Annotated in this window: 19 protein-coding genes and 3 pseudogenes; 17 read left to right on the forward strand and 5 right to left on the reverse strand. The window is 62.4% G+C overall.

Annotated elements, in window-relative coordinates:
- The first annotated feature begins 109 nt into the window (after positions 1 to 109).
- From LDP01_RS18245 to LDP01_RS18280, 8 genes and pseudogenes are all read left to right on the forward strand, one after another.
- Positions 110 to 470 (forward strand): annotated as a pseudogene (locus tag LDP01_RS18245) (LysM peptidoglycan-binding domain-containing protein).
- Between the two features lie 76 nt (positions 471 to 546).
- On the forward strand, positions 547 to 1,665 hold the full coding sequence (locus LDP01_RS18250) for a histidinol-phosphate transaminase (protein WP_224092364.1): 1,119 nt from the start codon (positions 547 to 549) through the stop codon (positions 1,663 to 1,665).
- Between the two features lie 46 nt (positions 1,666 to 1,711).
- On the forward strand, positions 1,712 to 2,338 hold the full coding sequence (gene hisB / locus LDP01_RS18255) for an imidazoleglycerol-phosphate dehydratase HisB (protein ID WP_216925246.1): 627 nt from the start codon (positions 1,712 to 1,714) through the stop codon (positions 2,336 to 2,338).
- A complete protein-coding gene (hisH, locus tag LDP01_RS18260) occupies positions 2,335 to 3,096 on the forward strand; it encodes an imidazole glycerol phosphate synthase subunit HisH (protein WP_224092365.1) in 762 nt (253 codons plus the stop codon). Before hisB ends, hisH begins: the two co-directional genes overlap by 4 nt.
- Positions 3,097 to 3,255, forward strand: coding sequence for a CG2302 family histidine operon protein (locus LDP01_RS18265; protein ID WP_216925244.1), 159 nt, complete (start codon positions 3,097 to 3,099; stop codon positions 3,253 to 3,255).
- Between the two features lie 34 nt (positions 3,256 to 3,289).
- On the forward strand, positions 3,290 to 4,033 hold the full coding sequence (gene priA, locus LDP01_RS18270) for a bifunctional 1-(5-phosphoribosyl)-5-((5-phosphoribosylamino)methylideneamino)imidazole-4-carboxamide isomerase/phosphoribosylanthranilate isomerase PriA (protein ID WP_224092367.1): 744 nt from the start codon (positions 3,290 to 3,292) through the stop codon (positions 4,031 to 4,033).
- Entirely contained in the window at positions 4,033 to 4,962 is a 930-nt protein-coding gene (locus LDP01_RS18275; RefSeq protein WP_224092375.1) for an SseB family protein, read from the forward strand. The genes priA and LDP01_RS18275 overlap by 1 nt, the downstream gene beginning before the upstream one ends.
- A 53-nt stretch (positions 4,963 to 5,015) precedes the next feature.
- Positions 5,016 to 6,321 (forward strand): annotated as a pseudogene (locus LDP01_RS18280) (MFS transporter).
- A 158-nt stretch (positions 6,322 to 6,479) separates the two neighbouring features.
- Here the strand turns inward: LDP01_RS18280 and LDP01_RS18285 are convergent.
- A complete protein-coding gene (locus tag LDP01_RS18285) occupies positions 6,480 to 6,896 on the reverse strand; it encodes a DUF1844 domain-containing protein (protein ID WP_224092377.1) in 417 nt (138 codons plus the stop codon).
- A 381-nt stretch (positions 6,897 to 7,277) separates the two neighbouring features.
- On the opposite strand from LDP01_RS18285, the gene infC reads away from it, so the two are divergent.
- The 5 genes and pseudogenes from infC (at position 7,278) to LDP01_RS18310 (ending at position 11,374) form a co-directional block, all read left to right on the forward strand.
- Positions 7,278 to 8,300, forward strand: coding sequence for a translation initiation factor IF-3 (gene infC / locus LDP01_RS23790; RefSeq protein ID WP_497960737.1), 1,023 nt, complete (start codon positions 7,278 to 7,280; stop codon positions 8,298 to 8,300).
- A gap of 119 nt (positions 8,301 to 8,419) precedes the next feature.
- The gene (gene rpmI / locus LDP01_RS18295; protein WP_059387794.1) at positions 8,420 to 8,614 is read left to right on the forward strand and encodes a 50S ribosomal protein L35; all 195 of its coding nucleotides are present in this window, start codon (positions 8,420 to 8,422) and stop codon (positions 8,612 to 8,614) included.
- 120 nt (positions 8,615 to 8,734) lie between these two features.
- Positions 8,735 to 9,415 carry a 50S ribosomal protein L20, sunset domain variant gene (gene rplT / locus LDP01_RS18300; RefSeq protein ID WP_224092379.1) on the forward strand — a complete coding sequence of 227 codons (681 nt, stop codon included), beginning with the start codon at positions 8,735 to 8,737 and terminating at the stop codon, positions 9,413 to 9,415.
- 26 nt (positions 9,416 to 9,441) lie between these two features.
- Positions 9,442 to 10,363 (forward strand): annotated as a pseudogene (locus tag LDP01_RS18305) (TrmH family RNA methyltransferase).
- 93 nt (positions 10,364 to 10,456) lie between these two features.
- Positions 10,457 to 11,374 (forward strand): cation diffusion facilitator family transporter, encoded by a 918-nt coding sequence (locus tag LDP01_RS18310; RefSeq protein WP_223936600.1) that lies wholly within the window; start codon positions 10,457 to 10,459, stop codon positions 11,372 to 11,374.
- A 93-nt stretch (positions 11,375 to 11,467) separates the two neighbouring features.
- Here LDP01_RS18310 and LDP01_RS18315 read toward each other — a convergent pair whose 3' ends face one another.
- On the reverse strand, positions 11,468 to 12,679 hold the full coding sequence (locus tag LDP01_RS18315; protein WP_224092381.1) for an MFS transporter: 1,212 nt from the start codon (positions 12,677 to 12,679) through the stop codon (positions 11,468 to 11,470).
- A 134-nt stretch (positions 12,680 to 12,813) separates the two neighbouring features.
- On the opposite strand from LDP01_RS18315, the gene LDP01_RS18320 reads away from it, so the two are divergent.
- Positions 12,814 to 13,248: a (deoxy)nucleoside triphosphate pyrophosphohydrolase gene (locus LDP01_RS18320; RefSeq protein WP_224092383.1), complete on the forward strand. Its 435-nt coding sequence runs from the start codon at positions 12,814 to 12,816 to the stop codon at positions 13,246 to 13,248.
- Between the two features lie 20 nt (positions 13,249 to 13,268).
- On the opposite strand, the gene LDP01_RS18325 is transcribed toward LDP01_RS18320, so the two are convergent.
- Positions 13,269 to 14,363, reverse strand: a complete 1,095-nt coding sequence (locus tag LDP01_RS18325; RefSeq protein WP_224092393.1) for an Rv2578c family radical SAM protein — start codon at positions 14,361 to 14,363, stop codon at positions 13,269 to 13,271.
- Positions 14,364 to 14,440: 77 nt separating this feature from the next.
- Between LDP01_RS18325 and pcp the strand changes: the two genes are divergently transcribed.
- The gene (pcp, locus tag LDP01_RS18330; protein WP_224092395.1) at positions 14,441 to 15,088 is read left to right on the forward strand and encodes a pyroglutamyl-peptidase I; all 648 of its coding nucleotides are present in this window, start codon (positions 14,441 to 14,443) and stop codon (positions 15,086 to 15,088) included.
- On the opposite strand, the gene LDP01_RS18335 is transcribed toward pcp, so the two are convergent.
- Together LDP01_RS18335 and LDP01_RS18340 are read right to left on the reverse strand one after the other, a co-directional pair.
- A complete protein-coding gene (locus tag LDP01_RS18335) occupies positions 15,057 to 15,689 on the reverse strand; it encodes an SIMPL domain-containing protein (RefSeq protein ID WP_224092404.1) in 633 nt (210 codons plus the stop codon). The two genes, pcp and LDP01_RS18335, sit on opposite strands and share 32 nt — an antisense overlap.
- Complete coding sequence (locus LDP01_RS18340; RefSeq protein ID WP_224092405.1) at positions 15,686 to 16,105, reverse strand: hypothetical protein; 420 nt, start codon at positions 16,103 to 16,105, stop codon at positions 15,686 to 15,688. Before LDP01_RS18340 ends, LDP01_RS18335 begins: the two co-directional genes overlap by 4 nt.
- 148 nt (positions 16,106 to 16,253) lie before the next feature.
- On the opposite strand from LDP01_RS18340, the gene pheS reads away from it, so the two are divergent.
- Entirely contained in the window at positions 16,254 to 17,315 is a 1,062-nt protein-coding gene (gene pheS, locus LDP01_RS18345) for a phenylalanine--tRNA ligase subunit alpha (RefSeq protein WP_223936608.1), read from the forward strand.
- Positions 17,316 to 17,317: 2 nt separating this feature from the next.
- The gene (gene pheT / locus LDP01_RS18350; protein WP_224092407.1) at positions 17,318 to 19,861 is read left to right on the forward strand and encodes a phenylalanine--tRNA ligase subunit beta; all 2,544 of its coding nucleotides are present in this window, start codon (positions 17,318 to 17,320) and stop codon (positions 19,859 to 19,861) included.
- Positions 19,862 to 20,025 lie beyond the last annotated feature (164 nt).

The following is a 20,025-nucleotide window of genomic DNA, read 5'->3' on the forward strand; positions in this document are numbered from 1 at the left end:
ATGTTCGAAGAAAGTGTTCGAACATTCGGCGCCGGGCTCGGCGAACACAAGGAATTGGCAGCCGGCAACGGGCATCCGATGCAGGCAATCGCTCAGAAGGGCTCAGCTCATGTCCGCAATCTCTACGTTCCACGAATTCCGCAACACTCCGGCTCCTGCGCGTCTCCGGCTTACCCAACGCGGCAGGATCGTCTTCTTTGGAATTCCCGTCATGCTGCTCCTTGCCGCGCTGCTGAGCCTTGCCGGCTTCATCAACTCCCCGGCCAAAGCTTCTGATTCCCAAGCCCAGCTGCAGCCGCCGGTGGCAGTTACGGTTACCGTCCAGCCAGGGCAGTCCCTGTGGGGCATCGCCGGTGCGGCCCGCGCCGGAGCGGGACCCCCGTGATGTCATCGCGGAAATCATCCAGTTGAACGATCTCCGCGGGGGACGCATCCAGCCCGGCCAGCAGCTGTTCGTTCCCGCCAATTGAGCGGCCAGGGGCGAGGGGCCAGCGTCTCTGGCGTCACAGTTACTCCGCAGTCGCACCGGCACCTTAAACTGTCTTGGTGAGTGACCAGCTTGAGCGACTTGACCGACTTCCCCTTCGGACCAACCTGCGTGGATTGAGCCCCTATGGCGCGCCGCAGCTTGACGTCCCCATTTTGCTCAACGTCAACGAGAACACCCATGGCGTTCCGGCAGATGTGCAAGCGGCGATTACCCAGGCTGTTGCCGCCGCGGCCACTGGCCTGAACCGGTATCCTGACCGCGAATTCACCGAACTCCGTGAATCCCTTGCCGATTACCTCGGACACGGGCTTTCCGCGGAGAATATCTGGGCAGCCAACGGCTCCAACGAGGTCCTGCAGCAGATTTTGCAGGCTTTTGGAGGTCCGGGGCGTAAGGCGCTGGGATTCCCTCCCACGTATTCCATGTACCCGTTGCTTGCCAGTGGCACGGACACTGAGTATGTCCGTGGGGTGCGGGCTGATGACTATGGCCTGGATGCGGCTTCTGCGGCTGCCCAGGTGCGGGAGACCGGCGCAAATATCGTCTTCCTGTGCTCGCCGAACAACCCCACGGGAACGGGACTGGGCCTGGACGTGGTCGAAGCCGTGTACGAAGCCGGCGAGGCCAGCCAGGCAATCGTCATCGTGGACGAGGCCTACCACGAGTTCGCGCACGACAACACCCCGAGCGCACTGACGCTGCTTCCCGGGCGGGAGCGTTTGATCGTCTCGCGCACCATGAGCAAGGCCTTTGCCTTGGCAGGTGCCCGGTTGGGCTACATGGCTGCCGCGCCTGAGGTCACCGATGCCATCAGGCTCGTTCGGCTGCCCTACCACCTTTCAGCCGTCACACAAGCCACGGCCCTGGCCGCCCTGAACCACCGCGAAGCGCTCATGGCCGACGTCGAAGACATCAAGGTCCAGCGGGACCGCATTGTGACCGAGCTCCTCCGAATGGGACTCAAGCCTGCGGCCTCGGACTCAAACTACGTGTTCTTCGGTGGGCTTTCGAACCCGCACGCAGTCTGGCAGGGCTTGCTGGATGCGGGAGTCCTGATCCGCGACGTCGGTATTCCAGGGCACCTGCGGGTGACTGCGGGAACAGAAAAGGAAACAACGGCCTTCCTTGAGGCCCTGGAAGCCCTTCTGGACAGCGCTGCGTCCCAGCCCAACTAAACTTGTCAATAGACCCACCCCATTCTTCGTGTATAAGGACGTCCCAATGAGCGAAACCGGCGCCAAGCCGTCCGCTGACCGCACTGCGCGCATGGAGCGCACCACCAGCGAATCCTCCGTCCTGGTGGAGATCAACCTGGATGGCACCGGTGTCTCGGACATCAGCACCACGGTTCCCTTTTATGACCACATGCTGACGGCGTTGTGCAAGCACTCCCTGATTGACATGACCGTCAAGGCCACGGGTGACACCCACATTGATGCCCACCACACGGTGGAGGATGTGGCCATTACCTTTGGTGAGGTTTTGCGTACTGCCCTGGGCAACAAAGCCGGAATCCGCCGCTTCGGCGAAGCAACGGTTCCTCTGGACGAGGCCTTGGCGCACGCTGTCGTGGATGTTTCGGGACGCCCGTATCTGGTGCACGGAGGAGAACCTGCAGGGCAGGAGTACCACCTGATCGGTGGCCACTTCACAGGCTCGCTGACCCGTCACGTCTTTGAGGCCATCACGTTGCACGCCGGTATCTGCCTGCACATGAACGTCCTCGCAGGCCGGGATCCCCACCACATCGTCGAGGCCCAGTTCAAAGCCTTTGCCCGGGCTCTTCGTTCTGCAGTGGAGTCGGATCCCCGCGTGGAGGGCATTCCATCCACCAAGGGGGCGCTATGAGCGGGCAAATCCTGAAGGACGGTGCGGTTATTGACGCTTCGGCTACCGTCAAGCCGGAGTCTCCCGAAGGCAAGCCCACGGTTACGGTGCTGGATTACGGTTCAGGCAACGTCCGTTCGGCTGTTCGCGCCCTTGAGCGTGCAGGCGCCCAGGTGGTTCTTAGCTCCAAGCCTGAGGACGTACTGAATGCCGACGGGCTGCTGGTCCCCGGCGTGGGTGCCTTTGAAACGGTGATGAGGGAACTCAAGGCCGTCGATGCCATCCGCATGATTGGCCGCCGTGTCGCGGGTGGACGGCCTGTCCTGGCGATCTGCGTTGGGTTGCAGGTCCTCTTCGAGGCCGGAGTCGAACACGGAACCGAGTCCGAGGGGATGGCCGAATGGCCGGGCAAAGTTGAGCTCCTTCCCGCCCCCGTGGTTCCCCACATGGGTTGGAACACGGTGGACGTGCCTGAAGGATCCAAGCTATTCGCGGGCGTCGAACAGGAACGTTTCTACTTCGTGCACTCATACGGCGTGCAGGAGTGGAACTTCGACGTCGTCCAGCCCCGGATGGCTCCACCTTTGGTGACGTGGTCCGAGCACGGAGCCCCCTTTATCGCTGCTGTTGAAAATGGCCCCCTGTGCGCCACCCAATTCCACCCCGAGAAATCCGGAGATGCCGGGGCACGCCTCCTGCGCAACTGGGTGGACGGGCTTCGCAAACCTGAAGCCAAGGTGGCACAAGGTCCGGCAGCGGACGATCGTGGTGCAGCCTAAGTGTGGTCGGTAGTGCTTATGGGCCTTGCCGGCGTGCTGGTGGGTGGAGGTATCTCCTTCCACCAGCAGAAGAAGCCACTGTGGGTTTCCGTTTCCTTTTATGTGCTGGCGGGGATGTCCCTGCTTGCCGCCTATCTCCTGACGCTGCCGGGCAACTGAACGCCTCGCGTCCCCATCAACTCCTAGGACACACATGACCACCTCTGCCCAGTCCGTTCTGGAACTCCTCCCCGCCGTCGACATCGTTGATGGCCAGGCAGTCCGCCTGCTGCAAGGCGAGGCAGGCTCGGAAACCAGCTACGGTACGCCTCTGGAAGCTGCCTTGAACTGGCAGAACGCCGGTGCTGAGTGGGTGCACATGGTGGACCTCGACGCCGCTTTTGGCCGTGGCAACAACGCGGACCTCATCAGCGAGGTCGTCTCCCAGCTCAACGTAAAGGTTGAGTTGTCCGGCGGTCTGAGGGATGACGAGTCGCTGGAACGCGCCCTGGATTTGGGCGTGGAGCGGGTAAACCTCGGTACGGCAGCACTGGAGAACCCTGAGTGGACACGGCGTGCCATTGACCGCTTCGGTGACAAGATCGCCGTCGGCCTCGATGTCCGTGGTACCACCCTGGCTGGTCGCGGCTGGACCAAAGAAGGCGGCGACCTCTGGGAAGTTCTTGTCCGCCTGGAGGACGCTGGCTGCGCACGCTACGTGGTCACCGACGTCACCAAAGACGGAACGCTGCAGGGCCCGAACGTTGATTTGCTGCGCCAGATGGTGCAGAAAACGGGTAAGCCCGTGGTGGCTTCAGGCGGTATCTCCAGCCTTGAGGATCTTCGCGTGCTCCGCGAACTCGTGCCCTTGGGCGTCGAGGGTGCCATTGTTGGCAAGGCCCTTTATGCAGGTGCTTTCACTCTGCCCGAAGCCCTGGATGTAGCCGGTCGCCGCTGATGGCTGCTTCACGTCCCACAGATTCCGGCCCGGAGAACCACCCGGGCAACCGCGATGCCGGACGACGCGAACTTCCGGGCCACATTGCTGCTGCCTTGGCTGGCGCCGGGGGAGCCACCGACTCCGCGGGGCAACCTTGGGAAGGCCGGAGCCTGAGTGGTGACGATGCCAGGATCCACAATTTCGAAGACGACGACGGCACGGCTGATGCCGGTTACCTCGCGGCCGTTGCTGCACTGCTGAACGGTACGGGCAGTGAGGCAGACGTCCTGGCTTCACTCGCTACCGCCAGGGTCTTTGTTCCCGTGATAGCCCAGCTCGCCGAGGAAGCCGAAGGCGTTGGCGGGCTGCACGCGGACAAGCAGGCGGATATGGCATTAGTCACACTTAAGGCGCCTGATGGCCGGAAGGCAATGCCGGTCTTCACCACGGCCGCCGCTCTTGAATCGTGGCATGCAGAGGCCCGGCCCGTAGCTGTTTATGCGGCAAGGGCGGCCCTTTCGGCCGTTTCCGAAGGCGCTCAATTGCTGGTGTTGGACCCCGGTTCAACGTTCACTTTCGTGGTTCGGCGGCCAGCCATGTGGGCGTTGGCTCAGCAGCGGGACTGGACGCCGTCATACCTTGATGATCAACTGGAGTTTGCTCTCGCTTCACAGGCCGAGTCGTTTCCGGCGGTGCGCCGGCTCGAAACACAGGCCGGTGGTGGCGTCGCCTCCCTGACTGCGGACGGCCGCACGGTCCCGGGCGGAGGCGCTGGCCCGGAACTGCGGATAGTGCTGTTCCTTGAGGACGGACTCGACGCCGCTGCCGTCCAATCGCTGGTGGCTGACCTGAACGAGGCGTGGGCGCAGCTGGAATCCTTTGCCGAGGGCGTCGATTCCATTGAAGTAAAACTGCAACGTGCGGCGCAGGAGCCTGGGCGGCACTAACGGCAGTACCCGTCCACCGGGGACTGCCCCGGGGGAACAAGAGGAATTAGCCCGTGAACTTCGCTCTCTACAAGGAGATGCTTTCCATCCGCCCTGTCCGGCGGCTCCTGCTGGTGGGCATGGTCGCCCGTATTCCGCATTCAGCGGCTGGCGTGCTCCTGACGCTGCACATTGTCCTGTCGCTGGGGCAGGGCTACGCCGCCGCGGGCGCTGCTGCCGCCGTCATGACCATAGGTATTGCCTTGGGGGCGCCTTGGCGTGGTCGGCGCGTTGACATGGTGGGCCTGCGTAAGGCGCTGATCCCTTCCGTCATCTCGGAAACAGTGATCTGGTCTCTTGTTCCGCATGTCCCGTACGCCTGGCTGCTTCCCTTGGTCTTCGTGGGGGGCTTGTTCACATTGCCTATCTTCAGCGTGGTGCGTCAATCGTTGGGCGTCATGGTGGACGGAGACCAGCGACGCTCCGCGTTTGCGCTTGATTCCATCGCCACTGAGCTCGTGTTCATGATAGGTCCCGCTGTTGGCGCGATCGTCGCAACGAGCGGCTTCTCGGCCGTGGGACTTACCGCGGTGGGCATCTCTGTCTCCGTGGCCGGCCTGTTCTTGATCTGGTTCAACCCTCCGACCCGCAGTGATGCCAAGTGCACTCCGGAGGAATCCGCGGCACGGGGCCGCTGCGGACCTTGCCGCCGCCGAGGCAGCCATGGTCGCCTCCGCACCGGGCCACGTGCAGGAGGCGGCGTCTGAAATGGCACCGGCAGCCATCTCCCGTACAGCCGGACTTCGGAACCGCGTGGCCCGCAATTTCACCTGGTTTACGGTTTCCGTTGCAGCGCTTTTCGCCGTAGCTGCGGGATCGGGGATGGTACTTAGCGGTTCGGACGTCAGCATTGTTGGCCTGTTGGAGCGCGGCGGACACCAGAACGAGATTGGCATCGTCTTCTTTTTCTGGTGTGCGGCATCGGTTGTGGGCGGCCTCATCTACGGTGCCATGAATCGTCCGGTCTCTCCCATGCTGCTGTTGTTGGGCATGGCCGCGCTCACCATCCCAATGGGTTTCGCACACGATACCTGGACGCTGGCGGTGCTCTCGATTCTCCCCGGCCTTCTTTGCGCTCCAGTGCTGTCTGCGTCATCGGAGAAGGTGGCGGACCTTGTCGATGAGGAACGCCGCGGCGAGGCCATGGGGTGGTACGGATCCGCGCTGACGGCCGGGATTGCGTTCGGCGCACCCCTTGCCGGGATATTTATTGACCATGTAGGGCCGTCCGGAGGTTTTGCTTCCGTCGGCTTCGCCGGAGTCGTACTCTGCATCGCGGGCTTCGCCCTCATGTCCCGGCGCCGCCGCGCCCGGGTGTAGCTCCAGCATTGCCAGGGTCTAGCTCCTGTATTGCCAGGTGTAGCTCCAGCATCGCTAAATGTTCGCCGTAATCCCTGTGTCGGCGGCATTAACGACGACGGCGGCCCGGCCACATATGTGGTCGGGCCGCCGTTGTAGGTACTTTGGGCAGTTCCTGGCTAGTTCACCGGCCCGGTGAACTTCTCACCCGGGCCTTTGCCTGGCGCGTCAGGGATAAGGGAAGCTTCGCGGAATGCCAACTGGAGGGAGCGCAGTCCATCACGCAAGGGCCCGGCATGCTGCGAACCGATTTCGGGGGCGGCCGCCGTTACGAGGCCGGCCAATGCAGTGATGAGCTTGCGGGCCTCGTCAAGGTCTTTGAGGTCTTCTGCGTTGGGGTCATCGGCGAGGCCGACCTTCACAGCGGCGGCGCTCATCAGGTGGACCGCGCCGGTGGTGATGACTTCTACAGCCGGAACTTCCGCGATGTCACGGATCTGCTGGGAGACCCCGGAATTGGCCGCGGGGGCCGCAGCTGTGGTTGTGTCGGCGTCCTTGGAGTAGGAATTGCGCGAATTGCTGTCTTCAGTGCTCATACTGGTAAGCTTGTCACAGACCGACTGGAAGTCGTTATTCGCATTAAATGCTCCCGCCCCGTGCAATGTGCGCTTGGCGGGTTATTTCTGTAGAATTGATTTTCAGTTTGCAAGCGGAGTTCTCTCCCACCCGCGTCAGCCGTTTTCCCTCCGGGGAACAGGATTCCTTCACGGAACAAGAGGTTGCCGGGTACTGGTCGGACACACCGAGGCGTAGCCTCTGGAGTGCGTGCCCCCTTCAAGGGAGCACACCCGATCCTTGAGGCCTTCGATTGCACCAGCAATTGGAGGCCTTCTCTATTTGCCGGTGAAACTCACCACAACCACAGGAGCTTTAACATTAGCGAGCCAAGAATCAATGAGCGTATCCGCGTCCCCGAGGTGCGGCTGGTCGGCCCTGCCGGCGAACAGGTAGGAATCGTCCGCATCGAGGACGCCCTGCGTCTTGCTGCCGAATCCGATCTCGATCTCGTTGAAGTTGCCCCGCAGGCTAAGCCTCCTGTTTGCAAGTTGATGGACTTCGGCAAGTACAAGTACGAAGCTGCCGTGAAGGCGCGTGAGGCCCGCAAGAACCAGACCAACACGGTTCTGAAGGAAATCCGTTTCCGCCTCAAGATCGACAAGCACGACTACGAAACCAAGCGCGGACATGCACTTCGCTTCCTCGGCGCCGGTGACAAGGTCAAGGCAATGATCCAGTTCCGCGGCCGCGAACAGCAGCGTCCGGAGATGGGCATCCGCCTGCTTCAGAAGTTTGCTGAAGACGTCGCAGAGGTGGGCATTGTTGAGTCCAGCCCACGCATCGATGGCCGCAACATGGTCATGGTGATCGGTCCGCTGAAGAACAAGGCCGAAGCCAAGGCTGAAGCCCGGCGTGCAGCCCAGCGTGCAGAAGCCAAGGCCCAGAATGAGGCCAAGGCATCCGGGCGCGTGGACACGACAGGTGACCAGGCTCCGTTGACGCAGACCTTGGGCGACCTTCTTCCGGCAGGCCTGCTTGCTTCCGAAGAAGAGCCCAAGCAGGAGGCTGTCGAGGCTCCCGCAGCTGAAACCCCCGTTGCTGAAGAGGCACCGGTTGTTGAAGAAGCCGAGGAAGCGCCCGTAGCTGAAGAAGCTCCCGTAGTCGAGGAGGCTCCGGTTGTTGAGGAAGCTCCTGTAGTCGAAGAAGCACCCGTGGTTGAGGAAGCCCCGGCTGTGAAGGCTGCACCAGCGGAGAAAGCACCGGCCCCCAAGGCAGCAGCCCCTGCACCCGCAGCTCCGAAGCCAGCTGTTCCGGCAGCTGCCCCGAAGCCTGCAGTTCCCTCGGCTCCGAAGCCCGTCGCCAAGCCGGCAGCTCCCAAGCCGGCAGCTCGGCCCGCAGCCCCCAAGGCTGCGCCGAAGCCTGCATCACGCAAGACCAACTAGTTCAACGCCCCGGAGGCCCTGGCCTCCAACGGCAAGCAACCAGCACGCCAGCCCTTGTAGGCCGGCTGCACGAAAGAACTGCGGACTTTGTCCGTGGATACGTAAGGAGATCGGTTCCCATGCCGAAGATGAAGACCCACAGCGGTGCTAAGAAGCGCTTCAAGCTGACCGGCACCGGCAAGCTGAAGCGTCAGCAGGCCAACCGCCGCCACTACCTGGAGCACAAGTCCTCCACGCTGACCCGTCGCCTCGCCGGCGACAAGATCGTCTTCAAGGGCGATGCCAAGGTCATCAAGAAGATGCTCGGCGTCTAAGTTCCAAGTTCTTTGGTTGCTGCCATCCGGTAGCGGCCGACTACACCAAAAGCCTTCTCAGGGCCGGCCGGGTTTCCGGCAGTAGCAGCTTGGGATAAAGATTTCTGAAGGAGTACGCACGTGGCACGTGTGAAGCGGGCGGTAAACGCCCACAAGAAGCGCCGGGTTATCCTCGAACGCGCCAAGGGTTACCGCGGTCAGCGTTCGCGCCTGTACCGCAAGGCCAAAGAGCAGCTGCTGCACTCGTTTGTGTACAGCTACGGCGACCGCCGTAAGAAGAAGGGCGACTTCCGTCGCCTCTGGATCCAGCGCATCAACGCTGCATCCCGCGCCAACGGCCTCACCTACAACCGCCTGATCCAGGGCCTGAAGGCCGCTGAGGTTGAGGTTGACCGCCGCATGCTGGCCGAACTGGCTGTTTCGGACGCCAACGCATTCGCCGCTCTGGTGAACATTGCCAAGGCCTCCCTGCCTGCCGACACGTCTGCTCCGGCTGCCAAGGCCGAGGTTGCTGCACCGAAGGCTGCCAAGGTTGCTCCGGCTGCTGCTACCGCAACGGCTGTCAAGGCTTCTGTCTCCGAGAAGCCGGCCATCGATGGCGCTATTGCTGCCGTTGAAGGCGAAGGTGCCCCGGAAGGCCACGCCATCAAGGGCAACGCTGAGTCCAAGAAGTACCACGTACCGGGTTCCACTTGGTACGAGAACACTGCTGCTGAATACTGGTTCTCCACGGTTGAGGCTGCAAAGGCTGCCGGCTTCGAGCCGGCCGGCGGCGAAGCCCGCCAGCAGATCAAGAACTAGTCGCAACTGCCACTAAAGTTCTTTATATGAACCAAACCGGGCGCCCGCAAGACTTTTCGATGACCAACCCCCGAGCAGATCGGGTAAGGGACGTTGCCAAGCTTGCCGGGCGCCCGGCCCCGTTTAAAGCGCGGCCGTTTCCTGGCTGAGGGTCCACAGGCGGTTCGCGAGGCTTTGACCCTTCACCGGGAGCGCATTGCGGCAGGGGGTTCCGCCGTCGTGCATGAAGTCTTTGCGAGCGAGGCATGCCTGGAGCGGCTCCCGGAACTCGCAGACCTTGCAGAAGGTACACAGCTTCGGCTGGCCAGCGACGACGTCCTGGCCGCCATGGCGGACACCGTCAACCCGCAGGGCATCGTTGCTGTCTGCAGTTTTGTGGATGTCAGCCTTGAATCAGTGCTCGACGCCGGTCCTCGCCTTCTTGCGGTCATGTGCCAGGTCCGGGACCCCGGCAATGCGGGCACAGTTTTGCGCGCGGCCGACGCCGCTGGTGCCGATGCCGTGATCCTGACGGGTTCCAGCGTGGATATCTATAATCCCAAGGCGGTACGGTCCACGGCCGGTTCGTTGTTCCACCTGCCGGTGGTCCTGGGGGCTGATGTTGAAGATCTCGTCGCGCGTTGCCGGGCACTGGGTATTGGGATCCTGGCCGCCGACGGATATGGGACGGTAAACCTTGATCAGCTCCAGGACGAGAATGCTGCCCGGAGGCTCGGAAACGGCGATGTCGCCTCTGATTATGCCCTTGAAGCCCCCACCGCCTGGTTGTTCGGCAATGAGGCACAAGGATTGTCCGACGCCGAATTGGCGCTTGCGGATCACCGCGTAGCCGTTCCTGTCTATGGGGCGGCGGAGAGCTTGAACCTGGGTACAGCGGCCACCGTTTGCCTCTATGCAAGCGCCCGTTCGCAGCAAGGCGCCCGGGTCGGGAATGCAGAAATAGCCTGACGCCCGGTACGGTGTTTCTTGCAAGATCGTCACGATGACGACTCTTCTTGGCCCATTTCCAATCTTTCCCAAAACCGAAGAGGTGAAGCTTTCGTGGCTGCAAGTGGCGGTACCAAAGCGATCGTGGCGGCCCTCGCCGCGAACCTGACCATCGCTGTCCTGAAGTTCGTTGCGTTCGTCCTGACGATGTCATCGTCCATGCTCGCTGAGGCCATTCACTCAGTTGCTGACTCCGGCAACCAGATCCTTCTCCTGGTAGGAGGCAAGCGCGCACAGCGTGCGGCAAGCCCCGAGCACCCCTTTGGCTACGGCCGCGAACGGTACATCTACGCGTTCATCGTGTCCATCGTCCTCTTCAGCGTGGGTGGCCTCTTCGCCCTGTACGAGGCATGGGAGAAGTTCCAGCACCCACACGGCATCGAAGGCGACTTCTGGTGGGTGCCGTTGGCCGTCCTGGTTGGCGCCATCATTGCCGAGTCGTTCTCTTTCCGAACCGCCATCGTGGAATCGAACCATATCCGTGGCAAGCAGACGTGGGCCAAGTTCATCCGCAATGCCAAGCAGCCCGAACTGCCGGTCATCCTCCTTGAAGACTTCGGCGCCTTGCTGGGCTTGGTGTTCGCCCTGTTCGGCGTCAGCATGACCCTCGTAACCGGCGACGGCGTGTGGGACGCCTTGGGTACGGCCATGATCGGCCTGCTGCTTGTCGCCATCGCTGTCATCCTTGCTGTGGAGACCAAATCGCTCCTGCTGGGTGAATCGGCCACTAAAGACGACGTCGCACGCATCACCGAGGCACTGCAGGCGGATGGCACCCGGATCATCCATCTCAAGACCATGCACCTGGGGCCGGAAGAACTGCTGGTTGCCGCCAAGATCACCATGGGTGCAGCCGATACCGGTCAAGCAATTGCCCGTGTGATTGACGACGCCGAGCAACGGATCCGGGCGGCCGTTCCGATCGCGCGGGTCATCTACCTTGAACCCGATGTTGAGCGCGTCCAGGCTTAGTCAGGTCAGCATTAACCAAAAGATGGGCTCCTCAAACCGAGGAGCCCATCTTTTTTGTTGCGGTTTCGAGCAGTTGGATTATCCGCTAGCGATTCATGGGGTAGCCAGCGGCTTCTTGCGTTCCAGCAGCCCGCTGATGATGGCAACTCCCAGCCCGAGGATGGCGAGGACTGCGCCCACAAGGGCCGGAGCCACGTAGCCCCAACCCCAGGCAATCACGGTCCCGCCGAGGAAGGCTCCCAAGGCATTGGCAATGTTGAGGGCGGAGTGGTTCAGTGACGAAGCGAGCGAGGCGGCGCCGGGAGCGGCATCCAGGAGACGGGTCTGCAACGCTGGCGTGAGCATGGAGCCTATGCCGCCGACGACGAAAGCCATGATGAAGGCGGACCAGGCCCAGTGGGCGGCAATGGCGTAAACCACCAATGCTGCGGCGATGCCGGGCATGACCCAGTAGATGGTTCCCATGACGGACTTATCGGCGATGCGGCCCCCGATGATGTTGCCCGCAACCATGCCTAGCCCGTATAGCGCCACCACTGCCGGAATGAGGGTTTTGGGTATGCCGGCCACGCCGGTCATGGTGTGCGCGATGTAGGTGTAGACGGCGAAGAACCCACCAAAGCCGATGATGCCGATCAGCAAAGCAAGCCATACCTGAAGACGCTTGAGTGCACCGAGTTCGCGTCGAATACTCGCTTCAGGGTGCGCTGCTTCGAAGGGGACGAATTTCCAGACCATGGCCACGGTCAGCAGGCCGATGGCCCCCACGATGATGAAGAGGAGGCGCCAGCCGAAGGTCTGCCCCACCCAGGTGGCGAGTGGCACTCCGATGACGTTGGAAACTGTGAGGCCAGCCATGACCATGGAGATGGCCCAACCCCGTTTTGTGGGCGCCACCAAGCCGGCGGCAATAACGGCAGCCACACCGAAGAACGCGCCATGGGGGAGCCCGGACGCGAAGCGGGAGAGCAGCATGAAACCGTAGTCGGGAGCAATGAAGGAGGTCAGGTTGGCGATGGAGAGGAACAGCATCAACCCCAGGGCCAAGCGCTTCCTGGGAAGTTTGGCTCCGAATGCAGCGAAGATGGGGGCTCCGATGACAACGCCCAAGGCATAGGCGGAGATGAGGTTGCCGGCCTCGGGCGTGCTGATGCCCAGTCCTTCCTCGATTTCCTTGAGAAGTCCCATCATCGCGAATTCTGTGGTGCCGATGGCGAACCCGCCCGTGGCAAGCGCGAGGATGGCCAGGCCCAGGTGGCGCCTTGCTGTTGTGGAGGCGGCGGGTGGGGACACGGTGATAGTCATGAGCCTGCTTCGTGAGGTGCCTTGAGGGCTGGGAAAAGGTGGAGAAAATCCGATAACAAGCTTAGACCCGTAACCCCGACTTGACGTCGCTATGTGACGATGCCCATGATGCGCGGCACCCATAGACTGTTTCAGTGACTGGACTGATAAACGTTGTGGGCGCCGCCGTCGTCGACTCCCTGGACGCCCCGGCCCGACTCCTTGTAGCACGTCGCACTGCGCCCCCGCAGTTCGCCGGAATGTGGGAATTTCCCGGCGGCAAAGTAGAAGACGGCGAGTCGGCCGAAGCTGCCCTTCATCGGGAGCTCGCGGAGGAGTTGGGAGTTACGGTTCAGCTCGGGGCGGAGCTGGAGTCCGGTGAGGTCGCGGGGTGGCCCCTCAATGAGCGCGCGGCTATGCGTGTCTGGTTGGCGGAACTCGCTGAAGGCACACCTCGTGCCCTTGAGGATCACGACGAGCTGCGCTGGGTATCCCTGCTTGATGACGAAGAAGCTCTTGGGCTTGCGTGGATCCCGGCTGACTTCCCGATAGTCCGGGCGTTGCTGGAAAGAGTGACTGCAAGGGCCTAGGCCTCTTCATAGGCGTCAGTTCAGAAAAGTGGTTCTTGCCCTGGCAGGGGCGTCCTGACCGCAGGCTCCGTGCCCGAAGCTGGAGCGGTGGCTGGCCGGGCATTGCGGTGGCTGAAGCCATGCGTCCCGGTAAAGCCATGCTTGGCTTTAAAGTGATTAATCCTCCCTGATAACCAGGTCCGGTATTCCTTGGAGGCATAAGAACCCTGCCCGTACAGGCGACGGTACCGTCCTACGAGTTCGGGATGGTGGGCGGCGAGCCACTTCATGTACCACTCACGCGTACCCGGCTTCAGGTAGAGGGCTCCTGCAGTGATGCCTGTGGCGCCGGCCTTGGAGAGTTCTGAGAACAAGGATTCAAGGGCCTCGTCTGAATCCGTGAGCCAAGGCAGGATAGGCATGGCCATCACTCCGCAACCCAGACCTGCCTCACGGAGCCGCGCAATAAGCTTGAGGCGGGCCCTCGGGGAAGGGGTGCCGGGTTCAACAATCCCAGCAAGATCCTCATTGGTCATGGCCAGTGAGATGCCCAGGTCCACTGGGACCTGGGTGGCCGCATGCTTGAGCAGGGGAATGTCCCGGGCAAGCAACGTGCCTTTGGTCAGGATGGAAAACGGGGTGCCTGAATCTGCCAGGGCCCGGATGATCCCTGGCATCAGCGTATATCGGCCTTCGGCGCGCTGGTAGGGGTCTGTGTTGGTTCCCAAGGCAACCTGGTGCCGCTCCCAGGAGGGTTTGGCCAGTTCCTTCCGCAGGACCTCTGCCGCGTTGATCTTGACCACCACTTGGGAGTCGAAGTCGCGCCCGGCGTCGAACTCCAGGTAGGTGTGCGTCTTCCGGGCGAAGCAATAAACACAGGCATGGCTGCAACCCCTGTAGGGATTCACTGTCCATTCGAAAGGCATATTGGAACCGGAAGGCACCTTGTTGAGCACTGACTTTGCGGTGACCTCATGGAAGGTGACTCCGGAGAATTCGGGTGTTGAGATGGAGCGCACAAGCCCGGCCAAGGGCAGCAGGGCGTCCAAGGCCGGGGCAGGGCCAGGAGCCATACTGTCAAGGCTTTCGGACGCCGGTCCACGCGTTGGCGAAAGTGCTTGTGCGTCCCATCTCATGCACTCTATTCGAATGTATGTTCGAACCAATGTCAAGGACCACGAATGCCGATTCAGGACCTTGCTAAGGTTGGCCCATGATTCTGCTGACTGGGTTCGAACCGTTTGGCGATCAAAGTGTCAATCCATCTTGGACGGCTGCCCTGCGTGCACGGGACATCCTTCGCTCCGAGGGATACAAGGTTGAAGCAGTAGAGCTTCCCTGCGTGTTCGGTGAGTCAGCGTCTGTCCTGCTGGCCGCCGTCGAATCCCTGGCGCCGGACGTCGTACTGTGCGCGGGGTTGGCTGGAGGAAGGGAGAGGCTCTCCTTGGAGCGCGTAGCCATCAACTGCGATGACGCCCGCATCCCGGATAACAAGGGCAAGCGGCCCATCGATGAGGAAGTGGTTCCTGGTGGCCCGGCAGCTTACTTCTCGACGTTGCCGATCAAAGCCTCCCTACGGAACCTGCAGATCGCCGGCATCAAGGGTGAGATCTCACAGTCTGCCGGAACCTACGTCTGCAACCATGTGTTCTATGCACTGATGCATGCCCTCGCAACCAGGGACGGGGTGCGGGGAGGATTTGTCCATCTTCCCTTCCTTCCGGAGCAGGTGCCCGAGGGGAGCGCGACGCCGTCCATGCCGCTCGATGCCATGGCTGCCGGCATCGCAGTGGTGGTGCGGACGGCAGTCCAGGCGCCGGTGGATGGACCTAAGGCTTCAAAAGTTCCCATTCCACGGTGACGCTTGCCGCCACGGACGACTCGCCGGCCTCAAGGGGAAGTGCTTCAACAGCAGCGGCCCTGACCAGTCCGCCCATCGGGATAGGGGAGCCCGGCAGGGGCTGCTGGGAAATCGAAACCACGGAGCCCAACCGGGCGGACGCCAAGGAGGCGTACTGCTCCGCCCGCTGAAGCGCGTCCTGCCACGCCGCTTCCTGCGCCTGCCTCGTGACCTGGGAGCCGTCCGCAAAGCCCTGCTCGATCCCGTTGATCCGGATGTCGTCCCCACCGGCGGCCACCGCCGCAGCAATGGTGGCGGGGGCTTCCGTGTGTGAGCGGATGCCGACGTGCACATTGGTGGATGCCACATAGGCGGCGACCTTCTGTCCTTGCCCCTCCACCCACACCAGGTCTGCCCGAAGGTTTAAGCCGCTGGTGCGCAGATCCGCATCCTGCACGCCAGCCGCCCGCAGACTGGTGGCGACGGCGGAGGCCGCCTTGCCGGCGTCGTCGTATGCCTTGGACGCAGTCTCCCTTCGCGTCTCGACGCCCAGCGTCAGTATCACCAGGTCCGGCACTGCCTTGGCGCTCGCCGTTCCCGTAACGGTAATGGTGCGTTTCATGCGTCGGCCTCGATTCCATGGTCAATGTAGCCGCCTGCTGCGAGTCCAGCCTGCCGTTCAAAGAAATTCCTCGACGCCGGATTGCCCGCGCGCAGCATGGACCAGCCGGCGGCGACACCGTAGAAAACGAGGAACGGCAACCCCAGGCAGTAGGCGTACTGGGTGCTGTGCCGTTCCTCGTGGGCAAGGAGCAGCTCATTGCGTCCTGCCACGTCGTGCGCTGCACGGTAGAGGACGACGTTCCCCACCGTGAACGCTCCGGCGTGTGGAAGCTTCCACGCATACCCTGCCGCTATCAGCAGGCCCCGGGGTCCACGCGAAATGCGTGATCGGGAGGCGCGCGCGACCAACAGCCCCAAGGGTGTTGTCAGGTTCAGGAAGTTGGCGACTTGCCTTAGTCGCTGCCCGGGAGTCATGAAGACATGCTAGACCTGTGGAGTTAAATGGCGCCTGTGAGCTTCAACTAGACTGAAGGGTAGTGCCTGCCGTCCGCGGTGAGCACTGCCCTTTCGTTTTGCAGGCCAGCCATGCCGGCCGCTCCCGACTCGTAGCTAAGAACAGTAGATGACTGACACTTTGCCAGGCGCTGCCATCCCGAATCCGCTGGATGAAGCCGCCATCAACGCCGCCGTTGAGGATGCGATCGCCGCGATAGCGGCTGCCTCCTCCCTCGAAGAACTCAAGGCTGTCCGCCTCGCCCACACAGGCGAGAAGTCGCCCCTGAGCCTGGCCAACCGTGAAATCGGTGGCCTCGCCAAGGAGCACAAGGCTGCCGCCGGAAAGCTCATGGGATCCTCACGGGGCCGGGTCAACCAGGCGCTCGCCGCCCGGACCGAAGTACTCGAAGCCGAGAACGACGCCCGGATCCTGGTGGAGGAAACCGTTGATGTCACGGCGGCGCCGCGTCGACGCCGTGCGGGAGCGCGCCATCCGCTGTCCACGCTGCAGGACCGTGTTTCGGACATCTTCGTGGGCATGGGCTGGGAAATTGCCGAAGGTCCCGAGGTGGAGTCCGAGTGGTTCAACTTCGACGCCCTGAATTTCAAGCCGGACCACCCGGCCCGCGAAATGCAGGACACGTTCTTCGTGGAACCTCCCGAGGCACACCTGCTCATGCGCACCCACACCTCTCCGGTTCAGGTCCGTTCCATGCTGGAGCGCGAAGTGCCCATCTACGTCCTGTGCCCGGGCAAGGTGTTCCGCACGGACGAGCTCGACGCAACGCACACCCCGGTCTTCCACCAGTTCGAGGGTCTGGCGATCGACAAGAACCTGAGCATGGCAGACCTCCGTGGAACGCTGGAGCACTTCGCCCGCCAGATGTTTGGCGACGAAGCCTCCATTCGCCTGCGCCCGAACTACTTCCCGTTCACCGAGCCGTCAGCCGAACTCGACATTTGGCACCCCGGTGCCAAGGGCGGTCCGCGCTGGATCGAATGGGGTGGCTGCGGCATGGTCAACCCCAACGTCCTCCGGGCTGCCGGCATCGATCCGGACGTCTATTCAGGTTTTGCCTTCGGCATGGGCATCGAGCGCACGCTCATGTTCCGCAACGAGGTCGGCGACATGCGCGACATGATCGAGGGCGATGTACGTTTCAGCGAGCACTTCGGGATGGAGATCTAACAGTGCGTATCCCACTTTCCTGGCTGCGTGAATTTGCGCAGGTTCCGGCCGATGCCACGGCCGAAGACGTCATGGCGGACCTGGTCAAGGTCGGTTTTGAAGAAGAGGAAGTCCACCGTCCCACGGATGAACTCACGGGTCCCATTGTGGTTGGCCAGGTGCTGAGCCTGGTCAAGGAGCGGCAGTCCAATGGCAAGACCATCAACTGGTGCCAGGTCCGTGTTGTCCCTGAAGGGCAGGAACAGACCCTGACTGGCGAGGGAATCGATCCTTCCGGTGTGCAGGGCATCATTTGTGGTGCCCACAACTTCGTGGAAGGCGACAAAGTTGTTGTCACGCTTCCCGGAGCTGTGCTGCCCGGCAACTTCCGGATTTCGGCGCGGAAAACTTACGGTCACCTGTCTGCGGGCATGATCGCTTCGGTTCGCGAACTGGGCATCGGCGATGACCATGATGGAATTTTGGTTCTCTCACGGATCGGGTTGGATCCGGAAATCGGCACGGACGCTATGAAACTCCTTGGTCTCTATGACCAGGCTGCGGAAATCAACGTCACGCCGGACCGCGGCTACGCCTTCTCCATCCGTGGTGTGGCACGCGAATACGCCCACGCCACCGGAACATCCTTCGTTGACCCGGCCTCCAAGGTCAACGCTCCGGCCAGCCTCCAAGGCGGGTACGGCGTAAAGCTCAACGACGACGCCCCCATCTATGGCAAGCCGGGCTGTGACCGCTTCGTGGCACGTACAGTGCGTGGCGTGGACGCTTCCCGTCCCACCCCGCCGTGGATGTCTGCACGTCTTCGTCTGGCCGGCGTCCGTTCCATCTCCCTGCCGGTTGATATTTCCAACTACGTCATGCTTGAGCTCGGCCAGCCGAACCACTGCTACGACCTCGACAAGCTTGCGGGCGACATCGTGGTTCGCCGCGCTGTGGCGGGGGAAAAGATCACCACGCTGGACGACAAAGAGCGCACGCTCGATGTCGAAGACCTGCTGATCACCGATGACTCCGGAGCTATCGGCATCGCCGGGGTCATGGGCGGTGCCCACACCGAGGTTTCGGATTCCACCACGAACATTCTGGTGGAAGCCGCGCACTTCGACGAAGTATCGATTGCACGTTCCCGTCGCCGCCATAAGCTTCCGTCCGAAGCATCCAAGCGCTTCGAGCGCGGGGTTGACTGGCACGTTGCGAATGTCGCCGCGCAGCGCGTGGTGGACCTCTTGGTTGAACTTGCCGGAGGTACTGCGGACGAGACAGGTACCGACGTCGGAACCGCTCCTGACGCCGTCACCATTGACTTGCCTGCAGAGTTCGCCGCCGCCCGTATCGGTATCGACTTCACGGCAGAGCAGATCACAACGTCCCTGGTGGATCTTGGTGCTGCTGTGGAGAAGACTTCCACCGGCTATCTGGTGACGGCTCCGAGCTGGCGCAACGACCTCGAAACCAAGGAAGACCTGTCCGAGGAAATAGCCCGCTTGGTTGGCTATGACAACATCCCGGCAACGCTGCCCGTGGCGCCTCCGGGCCGTGGCCTGAGCCGCAGCCAGCAGCAGAAGCGCCGCGTCGTGCAAGCTCTGGCGGACGCCGGACTGACGGAGGTCCTGTCCTATCCGTTCGTCTCCAAGGCATCCAACGAGACCTTCGGCGTGCCAGCGGAAGGCGAAGAACGTCCGGCCTTGAAGCTGGCCAACCCCATCAGCGAGGAGCACGGTTACCTACGTACGTCCATCCTGCCGGGACTGATCGAGGTTGCCCGCCGGAACCACTCCCGCGGTTTCCGTGACCTGGCACTCTATGAGGCCGGCTCGGTGTTCCTTCCCGGCGAAAAGCTCGGTACTGAATCCATCCCGCCGCTGGGCGTCAAGCCTTCCGATGAGGTACTGGATGCACTGTACGACGGCGTCCCGCACCAGCCGCTGCACATCGCGGCTATCTTGACCGGCCACGATTCTCCGGCTGCGGCGACGCACACGCCGCGTGCCTGGGACTGGGCCGACGCTTTGGATGTCGCGCGGCTCATCGCGGATGTTCTCGGCGTTGAACTTGTAGTCAGCCAGGGGAGCCACCAGGCCTTCCATCCCGGACGTGCTGCACAGCTCGCGCTGCGGTCCGGCGACGTTGTGGGCTACGCCGGTGAGCTCCACCCGAAGCTCCTCGCAGCCCACGACATGCCGGCACGCTCTGTGGCGGTTGAGGTCAATGTTGAGGCGCTGTTCGAAGCAGCCGCCGACGTCATTGTGGCCAAGCACATCTCCGGGTTCCCCGTGGCGACGCAGGATGTCGCCTTGGTGGTTCCGCAGGATGTTCCGGCTGACCAGGTGCTTGCCGCGTTGCGTGAAGGTGCCGGGGAACTCCTCGAAGACGTCGCATTGTTCGACGTCTACGTTGGCCCGGGCATAGAGGAAGGCAAGAAGTCTCTCGCGTTCGGCCTCCGTTTCCGTGCAGCTGACCGCACGCTGACTGCCGACGAAGCTTCGGAGGCCCGCGCCGGCGCTGTGGCTGTTGCTGCAGAGCGTTTTGGTGCAGTGCAACGGTAGCGCCTTCGCATGCGATGAAATCCCCGGAACCTCCTGGTTCCGGGGATTTTTTTCAGTTGCCTCCGCAATCAGCGACAGCTCGGTCCGTTTGGCCAGACAATGGAGGCTCGGAATACTTTGGGGAGGATTGAGCCATGGCAAAGCGTATCCGCGGTCTAACCGCC

Source organism: Arthrobacter sp. StoSoilB13 (assembly GCF_019977255.1).
Classification (GTDB): Bacteria; Actinomycetota; Actinomycetes; order Actinomycetales; family Micrococcaceae; genus Arthrobacter.

What these genes read in the sequence shown, in the direction of transcription:
- priA (WP_224092367.1), top strand. Translation starts at nt 3,290, where the DNA reads ATGACCACCTCTGCCCAGTCCGTTCTGGAACTCCTCCCCGCCGTCGAC.
- LDP01_RS18325 (WP_224092393.1), bottom strand. Translation starts at nt 14,363, where the DNA reads ATGAGATGGGACGCACAAGCACTTTCGCCAACGCGTGGACCGGCGTCC.
- rpmI (WP_059387794.1), top strand. Translation starts at nt 8,420, where the DNA reads ATGCCGAAGATGAAGACCCACAGCGGTGCTAAGAAGCGCTTCAAGCTG.
- LDP01_RS18275 (WP_224092375.1), top strand. Translation starts at nt 4,033, where the DNA reads ATGGCTGCTTCACGTCCCACAGATTCCGGCCCGGAGAACCACCCGGGC.
- LDP01_RS18335 (WP_224092404.1), bottom strand. Translation starts at nt 15,689, where the DNA reads ATGAAACGCACCATTACCGTTACGGGAACGGCGAGCGCCAAGGCAGTG.
- LDP01_RS18285 (WP_224092377.1), bottom strand. Translation starts at nt 6,896, where the DNA reads ATGAGCACTGAAGACAGCAATTCGCGCAATTCCTACTCCAAGGACGCC.
- pcp (WP_224092395.1), top strand. Translation starts at nt 14,441, where the DNA reads ATGATTCTGCTGACTGGGTTCGAACCGTTTGGCGATCAAAGTGTCAAT.
- LDP01_RS18340 (WP_224092405.1), bottom strand. Translation starts at nt 16,105, where the DNA reads ATGACTCCCGGGCAGCGACTAAGGCAAGTCGCCAACTTCCTGAACCTG.
- LDP01_RS18315 (WP_224092381.1), bottom strand. Translation starts at nt 12,679, where the DNA reads ATGACTATCACCGTGTCCCCACCCGCCGCCTCCACAACAGCAAGGCGC.
- pheS (WP_223936608.1), top strand. Translation starts at nt 16,254, where the DNA reads ATGACTGACACTTTGCCAGGCGCTGCCATCCCGAATCCGCTGGATGAA.
- hisH (WP_224092365.1), top strand. Translation starts at nt 2,335, where the DNA reads ATGAGCGGGCAAATCCTGAAGGACGGTGCGGTTATTGACGCTTCGGCT.
- hisB (WP_216925246.1), top strand. Translation starts at nt 1,712, where the DNA reads ATGAGCGAAACCGGCGCCAAGCCGTCCGCTGACCGCACTGCGCGCATG.